Below are 18248 nucleotides of genomic sequence, written 5' to 3'. Positions count from 1 at the left end.
GCTGTCATTAACAAGCCACCTCCCGGTCAGAAAAAATGAGCCGTTTTACCTTTTGGGTAAGCGGCTCATTTCCGTCACAAAGGGTTTCGACGGTGTACCATGTGTTGCCGATCTTGCGCTCGACTGTCCCACAGAAGCTGCTGCGCCCAGACCAGTATTTTTCGCACTGTTCCAGAAAATCAGCGGGCGGCTCACAGGCATAATCAAAACAGCTTTCAATGTGGATGAACCTGCAAAGCTCGATCACTTCTTCGGGCGTGCCGGTCATAACGGCGCGGTTGATCTTTTCAATATTGATGACTTTTTCCATAGGCAATTCCTTTCTCATAATTCCTGTTCGTTTTTGCGGCTGTAGTTTTGCTTCTCAGGGGCAGGCTGCTCCTGCACATGGTGCAGATTGTGAAGCACAGACCGCTGTTCATCCGGGTGCGGCTCACCCAGCAGTTCGGATACATCCCGGTCAGCCTGATGGAAGCGGTCGTAGTCATAGTTCTCACCGAAGGTGTCCTTGACCTTTTCACGCACGGCTTCGATCATTTCGCCGCGCAGTTCCATGCGGGCGGCGTACAGTTCGGCTGCGTCAACGGCTTTCGCCTGTTCCTGCAATGCGCAGAATTTTTCCACTTCGGCATCCATGCTGTCTGCGGCTTTTGCCGCAATGGTTTCAAGCCCCGCTTTGTTGGCGGTCATAGCGTCAAGACGTTGCTTAACCTCCTTCATGCCCTCCGGGTCTGTTTTGTCAAACCTAGAAAGCAGCATGGACAGCTCGGATTTCAGTTCTTCCATGTCCTCGGTGACAGCAGCCAGCTCCCGTTTGATTTCCCCACGGCGCAGAAAGCTCGTTGGGCTGAGTGCTTTCAGCTCAGCGGTCAGCGTCTTTTTCTGCTTGGCTTTCTCCCGCAGGAATCGGCGTACTTCAAGAAACCGTTCATAAGACGGCTGGATTTCCTGAATCCGTGCGTCCAGCTTTTTTGCCGCGCCGGTGTGGTAGAGCCACGAATACCGCAGCAGCAAAATGCCCTTGCGGGCTGTTTCCAGAGCCTTGGCAAGGGCTGGTACGGATGCCATAATCGTGTTTTTCAGCTTTGTAATCTCGTCGCGGATTGTGCGGATAAGTTTATTCTGCTCTCGTATCTGCCGGTTGAGTTCGCAGCGGTCAGAGACGATTCCTTTGCGCTCCAACGCCTGCGCTGCCACCCCTTCATGGATGGTGGGAATCTCATCAATACCCCGTGCAGCGTTGCTGCGGTGGTCAATGCGTTCCTCCCGCCCGGCGCGTTCCAGACAGCGGTTGGACACATCTGCCCATGCTGCCCGCCATGCCGTAAGCTGTTCTTCGCTGTTCCAGTGCTCGGAGATAGGGTTCTGCCTGCCATAGCGGGTGCTTTTGGGATGCTTGTCAGCCCGGACAAGCCCCTGCGTCTCGGCAGCAGACGGCGTCATATACACTTTCTTCTTACCGACCTTGTAGGGATATTGTTTCTCCCAGCCTTCGTTCTGTGCCGTCCGGAACTCGGCGGCAGTAAAACCGCGTTCCTCGCCGTTTTTCATGCAGAGATATTCTTTCTCAGTCTTGTACTGCCACTTGCCCTGTTCATCCAGTGGACGCACCGTCAGCAGAATGTGGGCGTGGGGGTTGTGACCGTCGGTGTCGTGAATGGCAGCGTCGGCGCACATCCCGTCTGCCACAAACTGTTCTTGTATGAACTCCTGCAACAGCTCGATTTGCTCCCCGCGGGATAGCTCCACAGGAAGCGCAACCACAAACTCACGCGCAAGGCGGCTGTCCTTGGCTGTCTCTACTTCCTCCACGGCGTTCCATAGTTTTTCACGATCCTGCCATTCCTGCGGGGCGTATTCTGGCAGGAACACTTCTTGCCAGACAAGCCCCTGCTTTTTCGTGTAGTCGTGCTGTATCCCGTCGTAATCGTTATACAGACGGGAGCAGCTCAGATACGCGGAAGCAGCCACAGCGGAGCGCCCCGTGCCCCGGCTGACTACCTTCGCTTCCAGATGATAAATCGCCAAACGTTCTCCTTTCTGCCTGCGCACAGGCTTGTTTTTGTTTCTTTTTTGCAAAAAGAAAAGAGTGTCGGCATAATCGACACTCTATCTGCGTCAAAGCTGCCGGTGGCAGGTTTGCGCAGGCGGTTGGATAAATAGCGGCGCAGAGTACGGCAGAATTTGTTCAATCGCGCAGACGATGACAGCAGCACTCGCAGGTGCTGTGGCATTGTCTGGAGGCTTCCGCAGAAGCCGCAATCCCCCTCGGAGAGCGCACGATGCCGTAAGGCATACCACCGCCTGTTTTACAGGTGGTGAGTAAGTGCGCCCTTAGGAACTTAGCCTCCGGTTCTGTCCGTAGTTTCGTTACTGTCCACCAGTCTCTCGGCTAAGTATCCTTCCATCTCAGATAAAGCTATCGCCCGCACTTCCGGCAGCACCTTTTCCAGAATGGCACCCTCCTGAATGAGTCTGCGCGTTCTCGCTTTGCGCTCCTTGACCCTATCCCGCGCCTGCGCTTCCTCCAATCGGTGCTGCGCCTGCAACAGCTTCTTTTCCGTATCTGTCATGTGAACACCCCCCTCACTTCCGTCTTTGCCAGACGATTTCATAACCCAGCGCGTCGGCAAGCTGGACGGCTTCGACATAGCGCAGGGATTCCCGCTGGAGCTTGTTTGAAAGGTTAGAAACGCTGTCAGACCAGCCGTGTTCATCCCGCAGCAGATCAACGACCTCCTGCATGGTCATTCCCTGACGAACGATGTACGACTTGATCTCATTTCTCAGATTGGATTTCATCAATTTTTTACCTCCATGTTTTCGTGATATTGGTTTTTGAGTAAGTGAACTGTGTGCGCTTTGCGGTGAATAATCTGCCGTGCCGCAAATCCACTCAGATTTCTGCCCGTGATGCCCTGTTCATAACAGCACCTTACCGGTTTCATCGTTCTGTGTGAGAGCATACGGAGTGGAAAGAAACGCCGCAGTCCGATGCAGTGGCTTCACGTTTCGATAAATCACTGGATGGTGCATCGTGTCCGGTTTGCGGCGAAAATCTTCACGAATTGCACAAGCATTGATTTTGAAGCCGCTAAATTGAGCCGCCGGTGTACGGCTCGGTACGGCAAAGCCGACTTGTGTACGCTTCTGTACGCGGGTTTTGCGTACCAGCCGCCGATTTGGCGGCAGATTTTACACTCTACCGTGAAATAATCTACGGCAAGCACAAGCAAAAGCGGTTTTTAAGAATGGAATCAAAAACAGCCGTACAGAGTGTACGGCGTGTACGGCAATTTTGAAGTCCGGTTCTCATTTTTAGTACGGCGGCGGATTGACTACCTCAATGCCCACAAAACCCCGTACCCGCTTGCCGCCGACGTGGACATTGTTGGTGGCTTCCACGTTGTAAAGCAGCTCGTTTTGTGCAAGCTCAGAGCTGACACGGTTGGCAGACATGGGCTTCCGCGCGTTATCGTCGCACCATCTTGTGTAGGCTTCATAGATTGCCTTGGAGCTGGCCTCGCTGTCTGCCCGAAAGCGGATATAGCCCTCGGATTGCAGAAACTCGATCACATTGTTGCTGCTGCGCTTGACCGTCTCCATGTTCTCTCTGGCTTTGCCCGAAATGCTGAACTGATAGTTGTTCCCGATCAGCCGGTGCAGCCCCTCCAAACACCAGAGGAAGATACCCTCCTTTTCCCGCAGCAGCTTGTCCACCAGAAACGGATCGTCCGCTCTGCCTGCGGGGCGGTCTTTGGTGGTCAGCACGATCTGGCGGCGAAAGAAACCGTCGGATTTGTCGTGCAGGGCGGTCAGCGCACCGTTTCCGAAGCAGAGGAAGCGCACATAAAGCTGACTTTGATAGCTCTGAATCCCCTTGCGTTCCATGTCCATCTTGCACTCCGAAGTTACGATGGATTTGATATAATTCGTCTTGGGCAGGGCGCTCATATCCATATCATCGTCCACTATCAGGAGCTTGTTCTCCAAATCCGCACGGCTGAACCGGTTGCTCTCGACCTTCTGGATGCTGGTGGTATTCATGCTGTCGCCCAGCAGCGAGCGCATGACAAGTCCGATGCGGCTCTTGCCCTCGCCGCCCTTGCCGATGAGCATGAGCATTTTCTGTCCCTTTGTGGTTGGCAGCAGGCAATAGCCGAGAAATTCCTGCAAGGTGGGAATGTCCTCCGCTTGCAGCAGCTCCGGCAAGAATTGCAGCCACTTTTTCGGGGTGGGTGCGTTTGGATTATAAGCGACGCTCAAGCGGTTGTTGCAATAGCTCTTGTCGCTGGTGAAGCTGCCGTCCATGAAATACGTTCCGTTGGCAACATGGATGCGGTCCGTCTCAATGGGCAGCGGCGGTGAATACGCTTGCAGCTTGATGCTGGCAAGGAGATTTGTCACGATTTTAGACAGCCCGGAGGTCAGCACACCGGAGATTTCCTCCAGAATGAGATTGCCGATCTGCCCTTCGTCCTCAATGAGACCATCCACGGTGAACAGCCGCCCGCGCACACATTTCATGGGATGCTTCTCCAAAAACCGCTGGCAGAACAGCACTTCATTGATGTGCCTGCCGTCGTACCAGTCAGGCCACGCCTGCGGTGTCGTTGTCATTTTCGTCCTCCTTGTGAATTTTCTCTAATCTCCGTCGCAACCTGTCCAGTTTTCCGTCTGCCATTTGGTGCTGAACCACTTCGGCACGTTCAAAAGAATCGCCAGCACACAGAATATCCAGATAGTATTCCGTTTCATCGAGTTTGCGGCAGGCTTCCACAAATCGTGCGTGAACAGGCTCATCGGGAGATTGCGGCGCATACCGCACCTTCCAGTCCCGCAGCACACGGGCGTAATCGGACAGAACAGAAAAGCACAGCCGCTCGTTTTCCATGAGCTGCTGTGCCTCTGTTTTCTGTCTGCGCTTTTCAAGAATTTTCTTTGTCGGCGGTCTGTCCGTGTCAATGCCGAAGTCTGCCGCAAGCCGCTGGGCGGCTTCGTAAAGCGGCAGATCAAAAAAGTTTGCGGCAAAGTCGATCACATCCCCATGTGCGCCGCAGGCAAAACAATAAAAGTGGTCGTCTGCCACATACAGGCTGGGATTCCGGTCGTTGTGAAAGGGGCAGAGGGCTTTGCCCTGCCGGTTGACAGATACCCCGTACCGTTCCGCAGCTTCCCGACAGCTCACGCCATACTTGACGTTTTGAAAAAGGTTCATGCTGTATCCTCCGTAAAATAGATTCAAGAGAAGGTTTTCTTCCCTCTCTGTCTGTTTTATGTTCGGATTCGTAAATAACAGGCGGATGGCATGACAAGTTCATTTCAAAAAACATGACAGGTCTTTCCACGTTCATATTCTCGTGGTATAATGAAAATAGAAAAACGTGACAGGAGGACGCAGTATGGCACAGGAGCTTATCAGCCACAAGGTTTTATCTTTGGATTTCTGGCAGGATACCGTGACCTACGCGGGCAGCGTCATGCCGACCGGAACGATCGGCTGCGCGGTATTGAACATTCCCGACGAAACGATCACGCGATTGGACGCGCCGTGCAAGATCCTGAATCAACTGCTGACCGGCATTGGCTTAAAGAATGTAGATATGCAGCTTCTCCCGAAAGCGCAGGAGGCGGGACGGGCTATCATTCACGAGCTGCACGATGTCCAGCCGTTTTCCCATTTGGACAGAAAGCAGTTTGAGGATTATCTCATGCAGGCATTTTCTGAGAAAGCATTTGCCGAGCTGAACGAGTATTTACAGCTCCCGATGGAACAGCAGGCAGTCAGTAATATCACAGGGGCGCATCCCTTGGCGGCGCTCCTGATCCGCGTCATTCCTGTGCTGGGGCATCTGAGCTATTCCCTGCGGCAGTACAAAATGACCTTGACTGCATTTGCGGAGTTTCTGCAAGAAAACACCGAAATACGAACGCCCACCGGGTATGCTGCCGCATTCGGGCAGTTTTTCAGGGAGAACGCCACCTTGGAGGAAAGCAATCCCTCGTGGATGGCGCTGACCAATGCGACGGTGCAGTATGTTCCCGCGATCCGTCCCGGCAATGCGGAAGCACAGCTCGTCAAGCGGATGCACTTTGTATCCTTTGTCGGGATGTTCCGCGCCGATCTTTTTGAGGGGTTATGCGTCGGACACGCACCGAGAAAATGCGCCGTCTGCGGGAAATGGTTTCTGACTACTGACGCGCGGCACACGAAATATTGCAGCGGCTACGCGCCGAACGACAAGCGCGGGCGCACATGCCGTCAGGTTGGGAATCTTCGCGGACGGGAGCAGCGGGAGCTTGCCCCTGACCACCCTATCAAGAAAATCTATACAAAGCGGTTCAACACGATCACGCAGTATCTTGGGCGCGGCACGCTGGACGAGCAGACTGCCGCCGTGATGAAAGCACTTGCAAAAAGTAAGCTGGAAAAGGCGCTGCAAGACAACAACTATGCACAGGGCAGCTACGCCGCCGAAATGGAGCAGGCGGCTCTGTTGGCAGAAGCAAAGATGAATTGGAAACAGTAAGCGCAATTCACAGCGGAGGGAGGTGCAGATATGAATGATAATCGTGACAAGCAGATGTCGCAGCTTTCGGACTGGATATGGGACTTGAACGGCTATGCGGCAAAAGTGCCGTTCTATAACGCCGACGATCTGACCATGCGCGAAGTCCAGAACGTCTTTCAGCTTGACCCGGAACCGCCGCAAATGGAGCTGAACGACTACATACGCGAAGCTGTCCGGAAAAGAGATTTATCCTACTTTTCCTTCTTCCTGCACCACTTTGAAAAGCGGCTGAATGGCGTGATCTACCGTTTTCTTACCCGCAACGGATATGACCGCTATGACCCGGCGCGGTTTCTGGACTACAAGCTGGAAGTTTTGCAAATGCTGCTATACTGTCTGCCAAAGTTCGACCCGGAGCAGGAAACGGAGTTTTTGAAATATGCGAAGCATTATATTCAGGACGGGCTGCTGTTCTGCCGTATGATGGGAGAAGCCGGTTCCTTTGCCAGCCTTGCGGAGTACCGACGTGTACGTCAGATCGGCGCTATCTACAACGGTTCAGGCAAGAAATGCACAGAGGTCGTTTCCGAGTTTGCCGCCCAAAGCGGGTACAAGGATGAAAGCGTATCCGCGGATGAGCTGCTGACCATTGCCCGGCGCAACCGCAGCATTGTTTCCCTCTACCGCACGGAGCAGGATGAGGACGGCGAAGAAACCGACGAGGATGTGACGCGCGACGATAGCTGGAACTATGCCGACATCCTCTGGAAAGGGATTCAGGCAAAGACGGTTGCGGCGGCATTTGAACAGCTATCCTACAAAGAGCAATGGTATCTGGAAAAGCGGAACGCCATCTGCATGACCTGCGGGCGCGTCAGTCCTTTGTCCACGCAGTCTACCTTTGAGGACTTGGCTGTGGATTTCGAGGGTACAACCGCCAGTGGCGCGGAGCGATTCTACCGGCGAACGCTTGACAAGCTGCGCCTGAAGCTGCTGGAAAGCGGGTATATCCATACCGTGACGCTGAAGCAGACCGAGTGCCGAAAAAAGAACAAAAAAATAGCCGCCGCTGTCTACCTGTATCAGGTGGACAACGACGGCGAATGGGGCGAAATTCGGTTCGATTTTGAAAAAGGCACGGCTGAGATCGTAAAGCTGGCGGATTGGGACACGATGAAGTCAAACGTTTTTGCAAAAACGGCGATACGGTTTGTTCAGGGCTTACCGGAAGAGAGGCTGCTGAAATCCGTGGTCGTGCCGTTTGAGTCGGAGACTTTGGGAAAATAAATCGTCGGAGGTACGCATTATGCCAAAACCGAAATGGAATTTGAATACCATTTACATATCTGAGCGACTTCAGGAGAGCCTGCGGCCCATCTCCCGCTGCGCCATGACCACGGTGGTCGCGCCCATGGGCTACGGAAAGACCACGGCGGTAAACTGGTATCTGGAGGAGCGCGCTAAAGCAGAGACACTGCACATCATCCGCATCAGCGTATACTCTGGCAACCTCGCCATCTTCTGGAAAAGCGTACAGGAGGCGTTTGCCCGCGCGGGATTTCCTCTCCTGCGGGAATATCCTTGCCCCACGGATGCAGCGGGCGGTGGACTGCTGGTGGATGACCTCTGCCATGCGTTGGTGGGAGAAACATCCTGCTACATTTTCATTGACGATTTTCATCTGCTGACGGACAGACGCGCCTCGATGTTCCTCTGTATGCTGGCAAACCGCCTGCCCATCAATGTGCATTTGATCGTTGCAAGCCGCGACCGCTTTCTGCCCGCTGCGGAGACGGTGCGGCTGGGGGCAAGGGTCTATCAGATCGGCACGGAGCAGCTGCGCCTGAACCATACGGAGCTTGCCATCTATGCCCACCGCTGCGGCACGGAGCTTTCCGAAGCGCAGGTTGAAAGTCTCCTCTATTCCAGCGAGGGCTGGTTCTCCGCCGTGTACCTGAATCTGCGAACGCTCTCCGAGCGCGGCGCCCTGCCCAACCGCAATTCCGACATCTACGCCACTTTTACCGCCGCCATGATCGATCCGTTGGCGAAAAAGCAGCGGGAGTTTTTGGCGGTCATGGGACTTGCTGATGAATTCACCATCGAAATGGCGCAGCGGATCACAGGCGACGCAGAGGCTGGGAAAATTCTCTCTATGCTGACCGAGCAGAATGCTTTTGTCACGCGACTGCCGGATGGCGCGACCTATCGCTTCCACCACATGATGAAGGAGTGCGCTGAGCGGTGCTTCTTGGCAATGGAAGCTGAAACACGGCGGATCTATTGGGAGCGCTTCGGCCTCTGGTATGAGCAGCACCGGCAGTATCTCCATGCCATTGCAGCCTACCGCAAGAGCGAAAATTACGACGCGCTGCTGCGTGTCATCCGCAGCGATGCGGGCATTTTGCTTGCGTCGCTGAAGCCTGAGGATGTGCTGGAGGCGCTGGACAAATGCCCCGCCGAAACGCTCAAAGCCTATCCCTTCGCCATTCTGGTGCTGATGCGCCGGATGTTCACATGGCGTCAGATCCCGAAAATGCTGGAGCTGAAGGCACTGCTGCTGTCAGCTATTGAGGAGCACCCGGAGCTTTCCGAAGAAGAACGCGGCAACCTGCTGGGCGAATGCGACCTCATTCTGAGTTTTCTCTGCTACAATGACATCAGCGCCATGAGCCGCCTGCACCGCAGCGCCAGCGCGCAGATGTCCCGCCCCGCCATCAGCATCCAGAATAGCGGCGGCTGGACCTTCGGCTCGCCGTCCGTTCTGATGATGTTCTACCGCGCGCCGGGAGAGCTTCAAAAGGAACTTGCCGAAATGGACGAGTGTATGCCCCATTACTATAAGGTCACCAACAACCACGGGCAGGGTGCGGAGACCATCATGCGGGCAGAGGCACTGTTCTGTCAGGGCCGTTTCACCGATGCGCACATCGAGCTGGAGCGTGCCTACGCGCAGGTCAAGGACAACGGGCAGATCAACATGGAACTCTGCTGCAATTTTCTGCTGCGGCGGCTCTCGCTGCATACCGATGTGGAGCAGCGGTATTCCTTTGCGGAGCGATACGCGGCCCTGCTGCGCCATCACGATGCATCGTGGATCAACTTCTGGAGCGCCACCAGTGCTTACTACCATGCGCTGCGGGGCGAAACGGACAAGATCCCGGAGATTTTTTCGCAGCACCGGCTCTCCGCCGTCAATATGCTTGTGCCGGGCAAGCCCATGATGGAAATGATTGAAAATCAGGTGTATCTTGCCCAGGGCGCTTATGCCAAGGTAGTTGGGCGCAGTACAGAGCTGCTTGCCGTATGCGATGGGATGCACTACGCGCTGGTTGCGCTGCATATCCGCATTCAGACTGCTGCGGCGTATGAGATGCTGGGAAAAACCGAGGAAGCGCACGCACTGCTTGCGAAGGCGCTTTCCGATGCCGCGCCGGACGGCTTTGTGATGCCGTTCGTGGAAAACTATGGCTATTTGGAACAAATGCTAGCGCGGGAAATCCGGAACGGCCTTATCACGCGGATCATCGAGCTGGGGGAAGCGGCAAAGGGGCGAAAAGAGGAAAGCGCCCGACCTCCGGCGTTCGCCGCGCTGACGCAGCGGGAATTTGAAATCGTAACTCTGATAGCACAGCGGCTATCCAACCGTGAGATCGCGGAAAAGCTCCATCTCTCCGAGGGGAGCGTCAAACAATATGTGAATCAGATCTATTCCAAACTTCATATTGAGGGCGATACCCGGACCAAGCGGAAGCAGCTTGCCGGGCTGCTCAGGGAAAAGACCTAACCTTTGGTTAATGGTTATCCCATCGCATCCACCGTACAATGTTTGTACGGTGGATTTTTATTTTCGCGGAAAGGAGGCATGCACTTGAACCGAAGGTATCTCACAGCCGTCACACCGCTGCCCGACCATGTTTTGCAGATCGATTTTGTGTCCGGAAGCCGGCTCCTGCTGGACATGAAGCCGTATCTGGATAAGATCCGTTTTCGCCCGCTTGCAGATGCGCGGGTGTGGAACAGCGCTGTGACCAACGGCATCTTTGTCCGCTTCGGCGATGTGGAGCTGAGCCATGATGAGATATTGTCTATGGCGGAACAGGAACATTAACGCAGTTGATCTGAAAAAGGAGAAGAAAATGATGAAACACGTAAATAAATATCTGTCTCTTGCATTGGCTCTGGTGCTGTGCTTGAGTCTTGCCGCCTGCGGCGAGAGCAACGAAGACTACGGCGATGACGGCAGCGACTACAATTTATACGGCGTTCCGGATTCCTTTGAGGGGCTGGTCAAGGACAGCGAACAGATGGCGAACCTGTATATCTACGGCGGCGCATGGACGGGCGAGGACGGCGGCACGCTGATCGTCGCCAACAACGATGAGGGCGACGAGGTGCGCTTTGCGCTGTACGACGCCGGCGAAGAGCTGACTGCCAGCGGCTTCATCCAGTTCGTGCCGGACTATGACTACGACTATTTCTACAACGAGCACGACGGCGTGGCCTACCGCAGCTGGTTCGACGAGGTCGGCGCGCTGTATGTGGCCGAGCTTGGCACATTTACGAAGGTGACCGGCGATGCGCCGGGCGAGAACACCGGCGACATCGATTTTGAGATGATGGCGGGCATCTGGTATCTGGACGCCGAGGCGGATGCGCGCAGCATCCTTGTGTTTGACGAAAACGGCGGCTGGGAGCTGCTGGAGCGTCCCGGCGGCGACGGCGATCCCACTACGGTGGACAGCGGCACTATCGAGTTGGCACCAGAGGACGCCGAAGAGATGTATCTCGCTGTTTCCGACCTATATGACCAGGTGGTCTATGAATTCACCCTCCTCGACCATGACACGGTGCGCTGGGGCAGCGAGTTCGAGTTTTATCAAAAAATGGCATAGCGGCTGCGGGAAGGAGAGAGGGATGAAAAAGCAACTTGTCCTATTCCTGACGCTGGCATTGTGCCTGGGCTTGACCGCCTGCGGCGACACCGAATCTGACGATACGCAAAGCGGCTATGAAACCGTCATGGATATGGAATTTCTCGACGGAATGTGGAGCATCGACGGCACTGCGAAGTTATACTTTAACAGTACGGAGGGCTTTTACGCCTACCGCACCCGCTGGGGACTCGGCGGGCGCGGAGAATTCGAATTGTCCGAAGCGAGCGGCCGACCGATGATCTACTTCAACGGCTTTCTCTACAATTTTCTCCTGCGCGACGACGGCGTGCTGCTGCCGAATCAGAACGGCGAGGGCAGCGGATTCGCCATCCACCGCCACACCTTTCTCCGCGACGATGAGGCAGAGATCATCGAATGGGATAAAAGCAACTGGGACGGCATGTGGCAAAACGCGTTGGGCGAGACCATCGTCATCGACTCGTCGCTCATGCAGTACATCGCCTGCTCGCCGGACTATTCCATGAGCGGCACCATGAACGACGAGGGTGAGGGCATGGGCCTCTACCTCTATGATAACGGGACGCGCGCCTATCTCTGCCCCAGCGACGACGGCAACAGCTTTACCCTCTCCGCCGATCGCTTCGGCCGCTACGGGGACGATCAGCATTTTGACGGCGTCTTCTACCGCGATGCCGACTTCTACGCCTACACAGACATGGAAAATGCGGAGTTTTATGAAGACGAATACTCTACCTTCTATGTCTGGTACTACGACGGCGTGAACCGCTACCTGTTGGGCAACGATTACACCATCGGCGACGATGGCCTCGCCTACCACGATGAAGACGGCCTCGTCTATCCTGCGGGCTGGATTCCGGAAGAACCGTACGATCCCGCTGTTGACTGGGGTGCAAACTGGATGGACAACTGGGACATCTGAAGCCCCGCGGAAGAAGGAGAAAAATGAAATGAGGCAACGAAGACCCCTTTTGATGTTCGCCCTGGCGCTGCTCTGTCTGAGCCTTGCCGCCTGCGGTGCGAAGCAGTATCCCATGCAGATCACCGTGGTGAACCGCAGCACCTACCCCATCGCGGATATCCGCATCAGCCTTAACCCGGAGGAGGGCTGGGGCGAAAACCGCCTGGAGACCACGCTGGAGGAAGGCGAAAGCGCTGGGATCGACCTAGGCGAGTACACGGAAGAACAGCTGAGCGCAGGCTTCCACTTTCAGTTCTACGGGGAGGGCGGCCAGCCCGTCAACCCGGACTACGATCCCAGTTCCCCTACCTTTTTTGAAAACGGCGACTTCCTCATTTTCTCGCCGCCGGATCTCAGCATTGCCCTCTTCCTGGACACCGCTTACGACCGGGAGACCTACGACCAGAAGATCGCGGAGCTCTACGCTGCGGACGGCGACGGCCGGGGCGATGTAATCCCGCAGGACGGCATCCCGGTTTTGATGGGTGGCGCACTGCCCTTTACCAATATGCAGAACCTGCTTTCTGAGAACCATGACGACGGCACCTACCGCTATGAGGATATCACCGAGGACGGGCAACTCCTTGTGGTCAATACGGCGGAGCAAAGCTGCTTTGTTCCGGATGTGCAGGAGCTGGACGATTATCTGACAGCCTGTGCTCTGTCTTTAAGTGATGCGGATACCTATGAGCTGTTGTCCGCCGAAGAAAATGAGGAATACAGCAAAAATTTAAGCTATCCGGTTTACATCGTAACCTATACCGCCGGCGAGAACGAAGACACCCGGGAATGGACCGTATTTGTCATGGACACCGACATTTGTACCTATCTTTACGGCTTCTGCGCGCCCCCCGATGCTGCGGCGGATATGGGTGAGACCTATCAAAATATTTTTTCGCAGTTGTATTTGAGCGATGAAGAATGAGGAGGAATGTCACATGAAGAGAAAAAAGCCATATCTTCTGGCAGGACTGGTATTGCTACTTTTCCTGCTGTGCACAGCCTGCGGCAATACGGAGGGACAAATCGCCCCGCAGGACGACCCCAACGAGGGCCTGGGAGGCGGTCTCAGCGAGGACACCGTCAACGACTTCAGCGGCTTCGAAGGTATCTGGCTGGGCGAAGCGAACAACGACTACGACTCCATGGAGTTCGATGCCGAGGGCAACTGGACCCTCTACCTCAGCGGTGAAGTGGTGGATGACGGCTACCTCCGCTATGAGCCGGAGTGGGAGGCCATCTATGCCTACAGCAACTTAGACGATTCCGGCAGCCTCATCGTCATGGAGGACGGCCAGCTCTACAGCGCCGCTTACGGCTACTTCAACCCCGGCGAAGGGATGGAGTACCTCTGGTATGAGGACGCCGGCCGTCTCACCGAGGACGACGAGCCCGATCCCTCGGGGGACGAGGTGCCCGACTGGAACGGCCGTTTGGACGGAGACCCGGACTCCTATTGGAGCTGGGATTCCGACCTCTGCCAGCGGAATGTCTCGGAATTTGAGGGCATTTGGTACTATGACGGCAACCTCTCGGCTGAGACCTATATCATCATCGACGGTAATGGAAACTGGAGCTATTACCAGCGCGCTCCCGGCGCTGAGCCTGCGGAAATGGACTGCGGAGTTTTCACCTACTCCATGGACGAGGTGAGCACCTATTATGCGGACTCCACCATGTATGACGGCGTTTCTTACCGGGTCTTTGAGGTTGACGAGGACTCTCTGGTCTGGGGCGATGAGGGCGTTTACTACATGATGGAGTGATGGAAAGGAAGGAGAACCATGAAGAATCGATGGAAACATATTTTTATCCCTGTGCTGGCCATGGCGCTCTGCCTGAGCCTTGCCGCCTGCGGCAATTCTGACGATGTCGCGGGAGAGGACTGGCGCACCACCGGCGTGGTAGTCGGCAGCGGCACTATCACCCACGACAGCGAGAGCGTAGACGTGCTGGTGACCGCAGACCCCAACAGCGCCGCCTTCTACCGGGATCAGGAGGAGCAGGTGCTGTTTGACAGCGTGGCTTTTCCCGAGACTATCGAGGACATCAGCAGCAGCGCCTTCCAAATCTCCTTCGACGATCAGAACGGGGACGAGGAGAGCGACGTACTGGTGGAGATCGGCCATGAGGACATGAGCAATACCACCATGCTCTGGCTGTGGGACCCCCAGGAGCGCTATGTCTATCAGCCGGATTACTCCAGCTTCCATGTGCCCGGGGTGGCCGGGCCGGAGGAGCTGATTGCCCCCTATGTGGGACTTTGGGAGTATCAGGGGGAAAACCTATGGCTGCGCATCCGCGAGGATGCCACATGGGAATTTGTGAACGACCAGGACGATGTCATCGAATACGGTACGCTGTGGGTGGACGAAAACGGCGTGACGCTCCACTTTGACGGCAGCGGCGACACCCTGCAGCTGGACCGCACCGTCAGCGGCGACCTTATCGACAGCGTGAACGGCGGCACGCTCCTTCCTGTGGAGGGCATCCAGTCCAGCGAACCCTACTTTACAAGAAACGGCCTTGAGATCAACGCCGCCGTGGAGAGAGGGACCTTCCTGCTGGAGGACGGGGTGTGCAGCTACTCCGGCCTTGGTGACGGCTATAACACCGGCGACTGCTATTGGGAGATCACAAAAAACGGAGACTACACCCATGACGGCATCCGTGAGCTGCACTTCGACGCCATCTGCTACATCCCCGAGGGCTCCATTCCCTACTTCGACCAACAGTACATCACCAATACTGACAGCGAGCTGTACGACTTCTACACCGGCATGTGGCTCACCACCGCAACGGCCTACGGCAACAGCCAGCGGGGCGACAACTACTATCTCCACACCGTCAGCTGGCAGGGGAACAGCTATCTCATTGAATTCGCCTACTCCACCAACTGGCAGTACAACGTGGGGGACTGGGCGCAGGTCCTGACCAAGAGCTACGCCGTCTATCTTCCGGAGGACTATGACGGGCTGGTCTTTGCCGCCGAGGCGCAGCCGGACAACTATAAAGACAGTGCCAAACGTATGCAGCTGGACAGCATTTCCCCCGAAGCCTCCCTCATGGACATCGACACGGTGGACCCCTACCGCAGCCTGTATTTCAGCCTTTGCTACTAAGGAGGGACAGCTATGCGAAAGAAACGCAATGATTTTGACGCGGTGGGCGTTGAGCGGATGACGGACGCCGAGCTGTCAAAGAAACTGGGAGGCTATCAGAGAACGGAGAGCATCAGCATATCGCTGGGCGTTTTACTGGTGATCGCCGGGTGTATTTCAATGTTTATACAGCATGACCCCATTTTGGTCTGCGCTTTGGCGTTCCCCGGCGTGGCACTGTTCCTGTTGGTGGCAAAGCCCGCCCAAACGAAGAAAAAAGCCCTGATGCAGCAGCAGCTGGGCAGCTTCTTCCGCACGGAGCTGACAAAAGCCTTCGGTCCGGAGCCGGAGCCTGCCACCCTGCCCATCGACTGGGCGTACCTGAAGGCGGCGAAGCTGTCGGCGGTCGACTTTACAGAGTGTACCGTGACGGACTTCCACGAGGGCGAGCACAAGGGGCTGCGGTTCTCCGCCGCCAACGTGGAGCTGCGCCGCACGGTGGAAGAAAAGTCCGGCCCCGACAACGACAACTGGATGACCCGAACCGAGACGCTGTTCCGCGGCATCGTGGTCCGCTGCAAGGACATCTGTGACCCGACGCTGGACATTGCCCTGAACGATATGTTCCAGGAGCGGAAGAAGGACGACATCACCGACCCTGCCGCCTTCCGGAAGCACTTTGCCGCTCACACGGCGGATGGCCGGGAGGCGGACGATCAGGTCACACCGCAGCTGCGTGACCTGGTACAGAAGCTGGAGGCATCTTCCAGAACTTCCAAGCTGTGCGGTCTTATTCTCCGTGACGGCGATCTGACGCTGGCTCTGAACACCCGGTATGTGTTTGCGGGCGTTCCGGAGTGGCTGGATCTGCGGGACATCGACGGCATCCGCAAGTGGTTCACCGCCTCGCTGACCGGTATGGGCAATCTGCTGGATCTGATAACGGAAAGCCCCGCCCTGACCGGCGGGATGGAATAAGGAGAAGAATATGGCAGAACAGAAAACGAACATGACAGATGAACAGTTGGCGCAGGAGCTGCGCAAAAGCAAGGGCGGCAAGCTGGGCGGCAAGATTCTTTCGCTGCTGGGCGGGGTGATCGCTGTGGCGGGTATGATCCTGGGCGGCAACCTTGTGCTGGTTGTCATCGGCGGCGTGGTTCTCGGCCTGGGGCAAATGGTGCAGGGCAAGTCCAAGGAGCAGGCAGGCCGGCAGACCTTCGACTCCATTGCTCCGGACATCGTGGGCACTGCCTTTGAAAACGTACAGATGAACCCCGTTCCTCCCCTTTTGGACGCAAACGACACCAATATTCCCCTGCCCAGCCACACCCATTGCAGCGGCAGCGGGTATATCCGCGGAACTTATCGCGGCCTGACCACGGAGCTGTGTACCGTCCGGCTGACGGAAGTCAGCGAGTTTCAGCGGGAGGAGACCGGCCTGTGGGAAAAGAACGAGCAGGAGGTCTACACCGGCCAGTGGATGCTGTGCCAGCTGAACCGGGAATTTCCCACATGGCTGACCATCTGGCCGCGGGACAGACTGGATAAGCTGTTCAGCTCCAAAACCATCCAAACAGGGAATGAGGGCTTTGACAAGCGCTTCAATCTGAGCAGCGACGATGAAGCGGCGGCTCTGCGCATCCTGTCCCCCGGCCGGATGGAGCGGATTCTGGCGCTGGCGGATTCCTCCATCGGTAAATTCGCCGTGAATCTCAACTCGGATGGCAGGCTGTATATCGCGGTTCACAGCGGACACGGCTTCTTTGATATCGGCAAAGGCCATGAGAATCCGACGCAGCTGCGGAAGCGCTTTGCCCGCGAACTGAAATGGTTCACGGATATGATCGACGCATTTCGCGACGTGTAAAGGAGGTGGACAGTATGCCTCTTTGGCTCGCTGCGGCGCTGCTGGTACTGTCGCTGTCGGGGATTTTTCTCTCCCGCCGTTACTTGCGGAAACCGCTTCAATCAGTCTGCGTCATCCTCTGCGTCCTGCTGGCAGCAGCCTGCGCCGCTTATATCGGACTGACCCTTCTGTTTGTGGATGCGGTACAGAACCAGCCGCCGGTATCGTAAAAAGAGATCCCCGCCCATAGCGGCAGGAAGGAGAACATATGAAGAGTATCAAAGTTATCGTGATCGGTTTCATTCTTGCGATAGCGCTTGTGGTATGGCCCGTAGAATATACGCGGAATATCACAGCAGGAACCGGCTTTCTTCTCGGGGGTGTGCTGGCAGCCTGGCTCGGGATTCGCCGCCGGAAAGGCGCACGGAAGGAATACGAGGATGATGTGCGGCGGTACACAGGCACCACGATGATGAAGGTGGTATGGATCGAGGATTCGGTCGTTGAAAGGTGGGAGCACCAGGAGGACGGCAGTGATCGGCTGCGCCGGGAGACGTACTATCTGCCGACCTATGAGTACACAGTGAATGGCACGACCTATCGGTACTCGAGCCGTCAATCGCTGTCCGGCAAGCGGGATCTGGGGCGGCAGGTGGTCGGATACTATGACCCGGCTAAGCCTGAATGCATTACTGAAAACAGACCCCGAAAGCCTGTTTTCGGCGGAGCTTACTGCTTTTTGTGGACTGCGTTTCTGCTGTTTTTCGGGATCATGACATTTACCGGTCAGGTCGCCTTTTCCTGATGCCAGGCATGTATAACCACTGCGATCAGGGATACAGTTCCGGAACAACCGTCTGCGCGGTAGAGCGGAATAACAAAAAAATTGAAGCAAAAAGCGAAGGCACCCAG

Annotated in this window: 19 protein-coding genes; 13 read left to right on the top strand and 6 right to left on the bottom strand. The window is 55.9% G+C overall.

All coding sequences use genetic code 11. The annotated features are described in order from the left end of the window. Window positions 1–7: 7 nt before the first annotated feature. The 6 genes from DWZ56_RS06045 to DWZ56_RS06015 form a co-directional block, all read right to left on the bottom strand. Window positions 8–328, bottom strand: coding sequence for a hypothetical protein (locus DWZ56_RS06045; protein WP_243095096.1), 321 nt, complete (start codon window positions 326–328; stop codon window positions 8–10). Further along, complete coding sequence (gene mobQ, locus DWZ56_RS06040) at window positions 325–2028, bottom strand: MobQ family relaxase (protein WP_118555487.1); 1704 nt, start codon at window positions 2026–2028, stop codon at window positions 325–327. The genes DWZ56_RS06045 and mobQ overlap by 4 nt, the downstream gene beginning before the upstream one ends. Before the next feature lie 314 nt (window positions 2029–2342). Next, complete coding sequence (locus DWZ56_RS06035; RefSeq protein ID WP_118555486.1) at window positions 2343–2573, bottom strand: DUF3847 domain-containing protein; 231 nt, start codon at window positions 2571–2573, stop codon at window positions 2343–2345. Between the two features lie 13 nt (window positions 2574–2586). Next, the gene (locus tag DWZ56_RS06030) at window positions 2587–2802 is read right to left on the bottom strand and encodes a DUF6471 domain-containing protein (protein ID WP_112090998.1); all 216 of its coding nucleotides are present in this window, start codon (window positions 2800–2802) and stop codon (window positions 2587–2589) included. Between the two features lie 516 nt (window positions 2803–3318). Next, window positions 3319–4620, bottom strand: coding sequence for a DNA primase family protein (locus DWZ56_RS06020; protein ID WP_118555485.1), 1302 nt, complete (start codon window positions 4618–4620; stop codon window positions 3319–3321). Beyond that, window positions 4592–5218, bottom strand: coding sequence for a CHC2 zinc finger domain-containing protein (locus tag DWZ56_RS06015; RefSeq protein ID WP_118555484.1), 627 nt, complete (start codon window positions 5216–5218; stop codon window positions 4592–4594). The genes DWZ56_RS06020 and DWZ56_RS06015 overlap by 29 nt, the downstream gene beginning before the upstream one ends. A 184-nt stretch (window positions 5219–5402) precedes the next feature. Between DWZ56_RS06015 and DWZ56_RS06010 the strand changes: the two genes are divergently transcribed. From DWZ56_RS06010 to DWZ56_RS05950, 13 genes are all read left to right on the top strand, one after another. Continuing rightward, on the top strand, window positions 5403–6530 hold the full coding sequence (locus DWZ56_RS06010; protein WP_118555483.1) for a DUF6076 domain-containing protein: 1128 nt from the start codon (window positions 5403–5405) through the stop codon (window positions 6528–6530). A 30-nt stretch (window positions 6531–6560) separates the two neighbouring features. Beyond that, window positions 6561–7799 carry a hypothetical protein gene (locus DWZ56_RS06005; RefSeq protein ID WP_118555482.1) on the top strand — a complete coding sequence of 413 codons (1239 nt, stop codon included), beginning with the start codon at window positions 6561–6563 and terminating at the stop codon, window positions 7797–7799. After that, window positions 7774–10299 carry a LuxR C-terminal-related transcriptional regulator gene (locus tag DWZ56_RS06000; RefSeq protein ID WP_243095094.1) on the top strand — a complete coding sequence of 842 codons (2526 nt, stop codon included), beginning with the start codon at window positions 7774–7776 and terminating at the stop codon, window positions 10297–10299. Before DWZ56_RS06005 ends, DWZ56_RS06000 begins: the two co-directional genes overlap by 26 nt. A gap of 84 nt (window positions 10300–10383) precedes the next feature. Continuing rightward, a complete protein-coding gene (locus DWZ56_RS05995; protein WP_158584466.1) occupies window positions 10384–10623 on the top strand; it encodes a DUF2442 domain-containing protein in 240 nt (79 codons plus the stop codon). Window positions 10624–10651: 28 nt separating this feature from the next. After that, window positions 10652–11407 carry a hypothetical protein gene (locus tag DWZ56_RS05990; RefSeq protein ID WP_147369391.1) on the top strand — a complete coding sequence of 252 codons (756 nt, stop codon included), beginning with the start codon at window positions 10652–10654 and terminating at the stop codon, window positions 11405–11407. Between the two features lie 22 nt (window positions 11408–11429). After that, on the top strand, window positions 11430–12350 hold the full coding sequence (locus DWZ56_RS05985; protein WP_118555478.1) for a hypothetical protein: 921 nt from the start codon (window positions 11430–11432) through the stop codon (window positions 12348–12350). A 28-nt stretch (window positions 12351–12378) separates the two neighbouring features. Further along, a complete protein-coding gene (locus DWZ56_RS05980) occupies window positions 12379–13314 on the top strand; it encodes a hypothetical protein (protein ID WP_147369390.1) in 936 nt (311 codons plus the stop codon). Window positions 13315–13327: 13 nt separating this feature from the next. Beyond that, window positions 13328–14155: a hypothetical protein gene (locus DWZ56_RS05975; protein WP_118555476.1), complete on the top strand. Its 828-nt coding sequence runs from the start codon at window positions 13328–13330 to the stop codon at window positions 14153–14155. Window positions 14156–14173: 18 nt separating this feature from the next. Continuing rightward, window positions 14174–15511, top strand: coding sequence for a hypothetical protein (locus DWZ56_RS05970; RefSeq protein ID WP_118555475.1), 1338 nt, complete (start codon window positions 14174–14176; stop codon window positions 15509–15511). Window positions 15512–15523: 12 nt separating this feature from the next. After that, window positions 15524–16468: a hypothetical protein gene (locus DWZ56_RS05965; RefSeq protein WP_118555474.1), complete on the top strand. Its 945-nt coding sequence runs from the start codon at window positions 15524–15526 to the stop codon at window positions 16466–16468. 10 nt (window positions 16469–16478) lie between these two features. Then, complete coding sequence (locus tag DWZ56_RS05960; protein WP_118555473.1) at window positions 16479–17357, top strand: DUF3137 domain-containing protein; 879 nt, start codon at window positions 16479–16481, stop codon at window positions 17355–17357. 14 nt (window positions 17358–17371) lie between these two features. Continuing rightward, window positions 17372–17566 (top strand): hypothetical protein, encoded by a 195-nt coding sequence (locus DWZ56_RS05955; RefSeq protein ID WP_118555472.1) that lies wholly within the window; start codon window positions 17372–17374, stop codon window positions 17564–17566. A 38-nt stretch (window positions 17567–17604) separates the two neighbouring features. After that, entirely contained in the window at window positions 17605–18141 is a 537-nt protein-coding gene (locus DWZ56_RS05950; RefSeq protein WP_118555471.1) for a DUF3592 domain-containing protein, read from the top strand. Window positions 18142–18248: the final 107 nt, after the last annotated feature.

Origin of the sequence: Lachnotalea sp. AF33-28, assembly GCF_003477885.1 — a bacterium.
Classification (GTDB): Bacteria; Bacillota; Clostridia; order Lachnospirales; family Lachnospiraceae; genus AF33-28.
Note: the sequence above shows the minus strand (reverse complement) of the source record. Positions and strands in the feature narration are given on the sequence as shown.

Excerpts from the sequence above, each read along its gene's own strand:
- DWZ56_RS06045 (WP_243095096.1), bottom strand. The coding sequence starts at position 328 with ATGAGAAAGGAATTGCCTATGGAAAAAGTCATCAATATTGAAAAGATC.
- DWZ56_RS06035 (WP_118555486.1), bottom strand. The coding sequence starts at position 2,573 with ATGACAGATACGGAAAAGAAGCTGTTGCAGGCGCAGCACCGATTGGAG.
- DWZ56_RS06030 (WP_112090998.1), bottom strand. The coding sequence starts at position 2,802 with ATGAAATCCAATCTGAGAAATGAGATCAAGTCGTACATCGTTCGTCAG.
- DWZ56_RS06020 (WP_118555485.1), bottom strand. The coding sequence starts at position 4,620 with ATGACAACGACACCGCAGGCGTGGCCTGACTGGTACGACGGCAGGCAC.
- DWZ56_RS06015 (WP_118555484.1), bottom strand. The coding sequence starts at position 5,218 with ATGAACCTTTTTCAAAACGTCAAGTATGGCGTGAGCTGTCGGGAAGCT.
- DWZ56_RS06010 (WP_118555483.1), top strand. The coding sequence starts at position 5,403 with ATGGCACAGGAGCTTATCAGCCACAAGGTTTTATCTTTGGATTTCTGG.
- DWZ56_RS06005 (WP_118555482.1), top strand. The coding sequence starts at position 6,561 with ATGAATGATAATCGTGACAAGCAGATGTCGCAGCTTTCGGACTGGATA.
- DWZ56_RS05990 (WP_147369391.1), top strand. The coding sequence starts at position 10,652 with ATGATGAAACACGTAAATAAATATCTGTCTCTTGCATTGGCTCTGGTG.
- DWZ56_RS05985 (WP_118555478.1), top strand. The coding sequence starts at position 11,430 with ATGAAAAAGCAACTTGTCCTATTCCTGACGCTGGCATTGTGCCTGGGC.
- DWZ56_RS05980 (WP_147369390.1), top strand. The coding sequence starts at position 12,379 with ATGAGGCAACGAAGACCCCTTTTGATGTTCGCCCTGGCGCTGCTCTGT.
- DWZ56_RS05975 (WP_118555476.1), top strand. The coding sequence starts at position 13,328 with ATGAAGAGAAAAAAGCCATATCTTCTGGCAGGACTGGTATTGCTACTT.
- DWZ56_RS05970 (WP_118555475.1), top strand. The coding sequence starts at position 14,174 with ATGAAGAATCGATGGAAACATATTTTTATCCCTGTGCTGGCCATGGCG.
- DWZ56_RS05965 (WP_118555474.1), top strand. The coding sequence starts at position 15,524 with ATGCGAAAGAAACGCAATGATTTTGACGCGGTGGGCGTTGAGCGGATG.
- DWZ56_RS05960 (WP_118555473.1), top strand. The coding sequence starts at position 16,479 with ATGGCAGAACAGAAAACGAACATGACAGATGAACAGTTGGCGCAGGAG.
- DWZ56_RS05955 (WP_118555472.1), top strand. The coding sequence starts at position 17,372 with ATGCCTCTTTGGCTCGCTGCGGCGCTGCTGGTACTGTCGCTGTCGGGG.
- DWZ56_RS05950 (WP_118555471.1), top strand. The coding sequence starts at position 17,605 with ATGAAGAGTATCAAAGTTATCGTGATCGGTTTCATTCTTGCGATAGCG.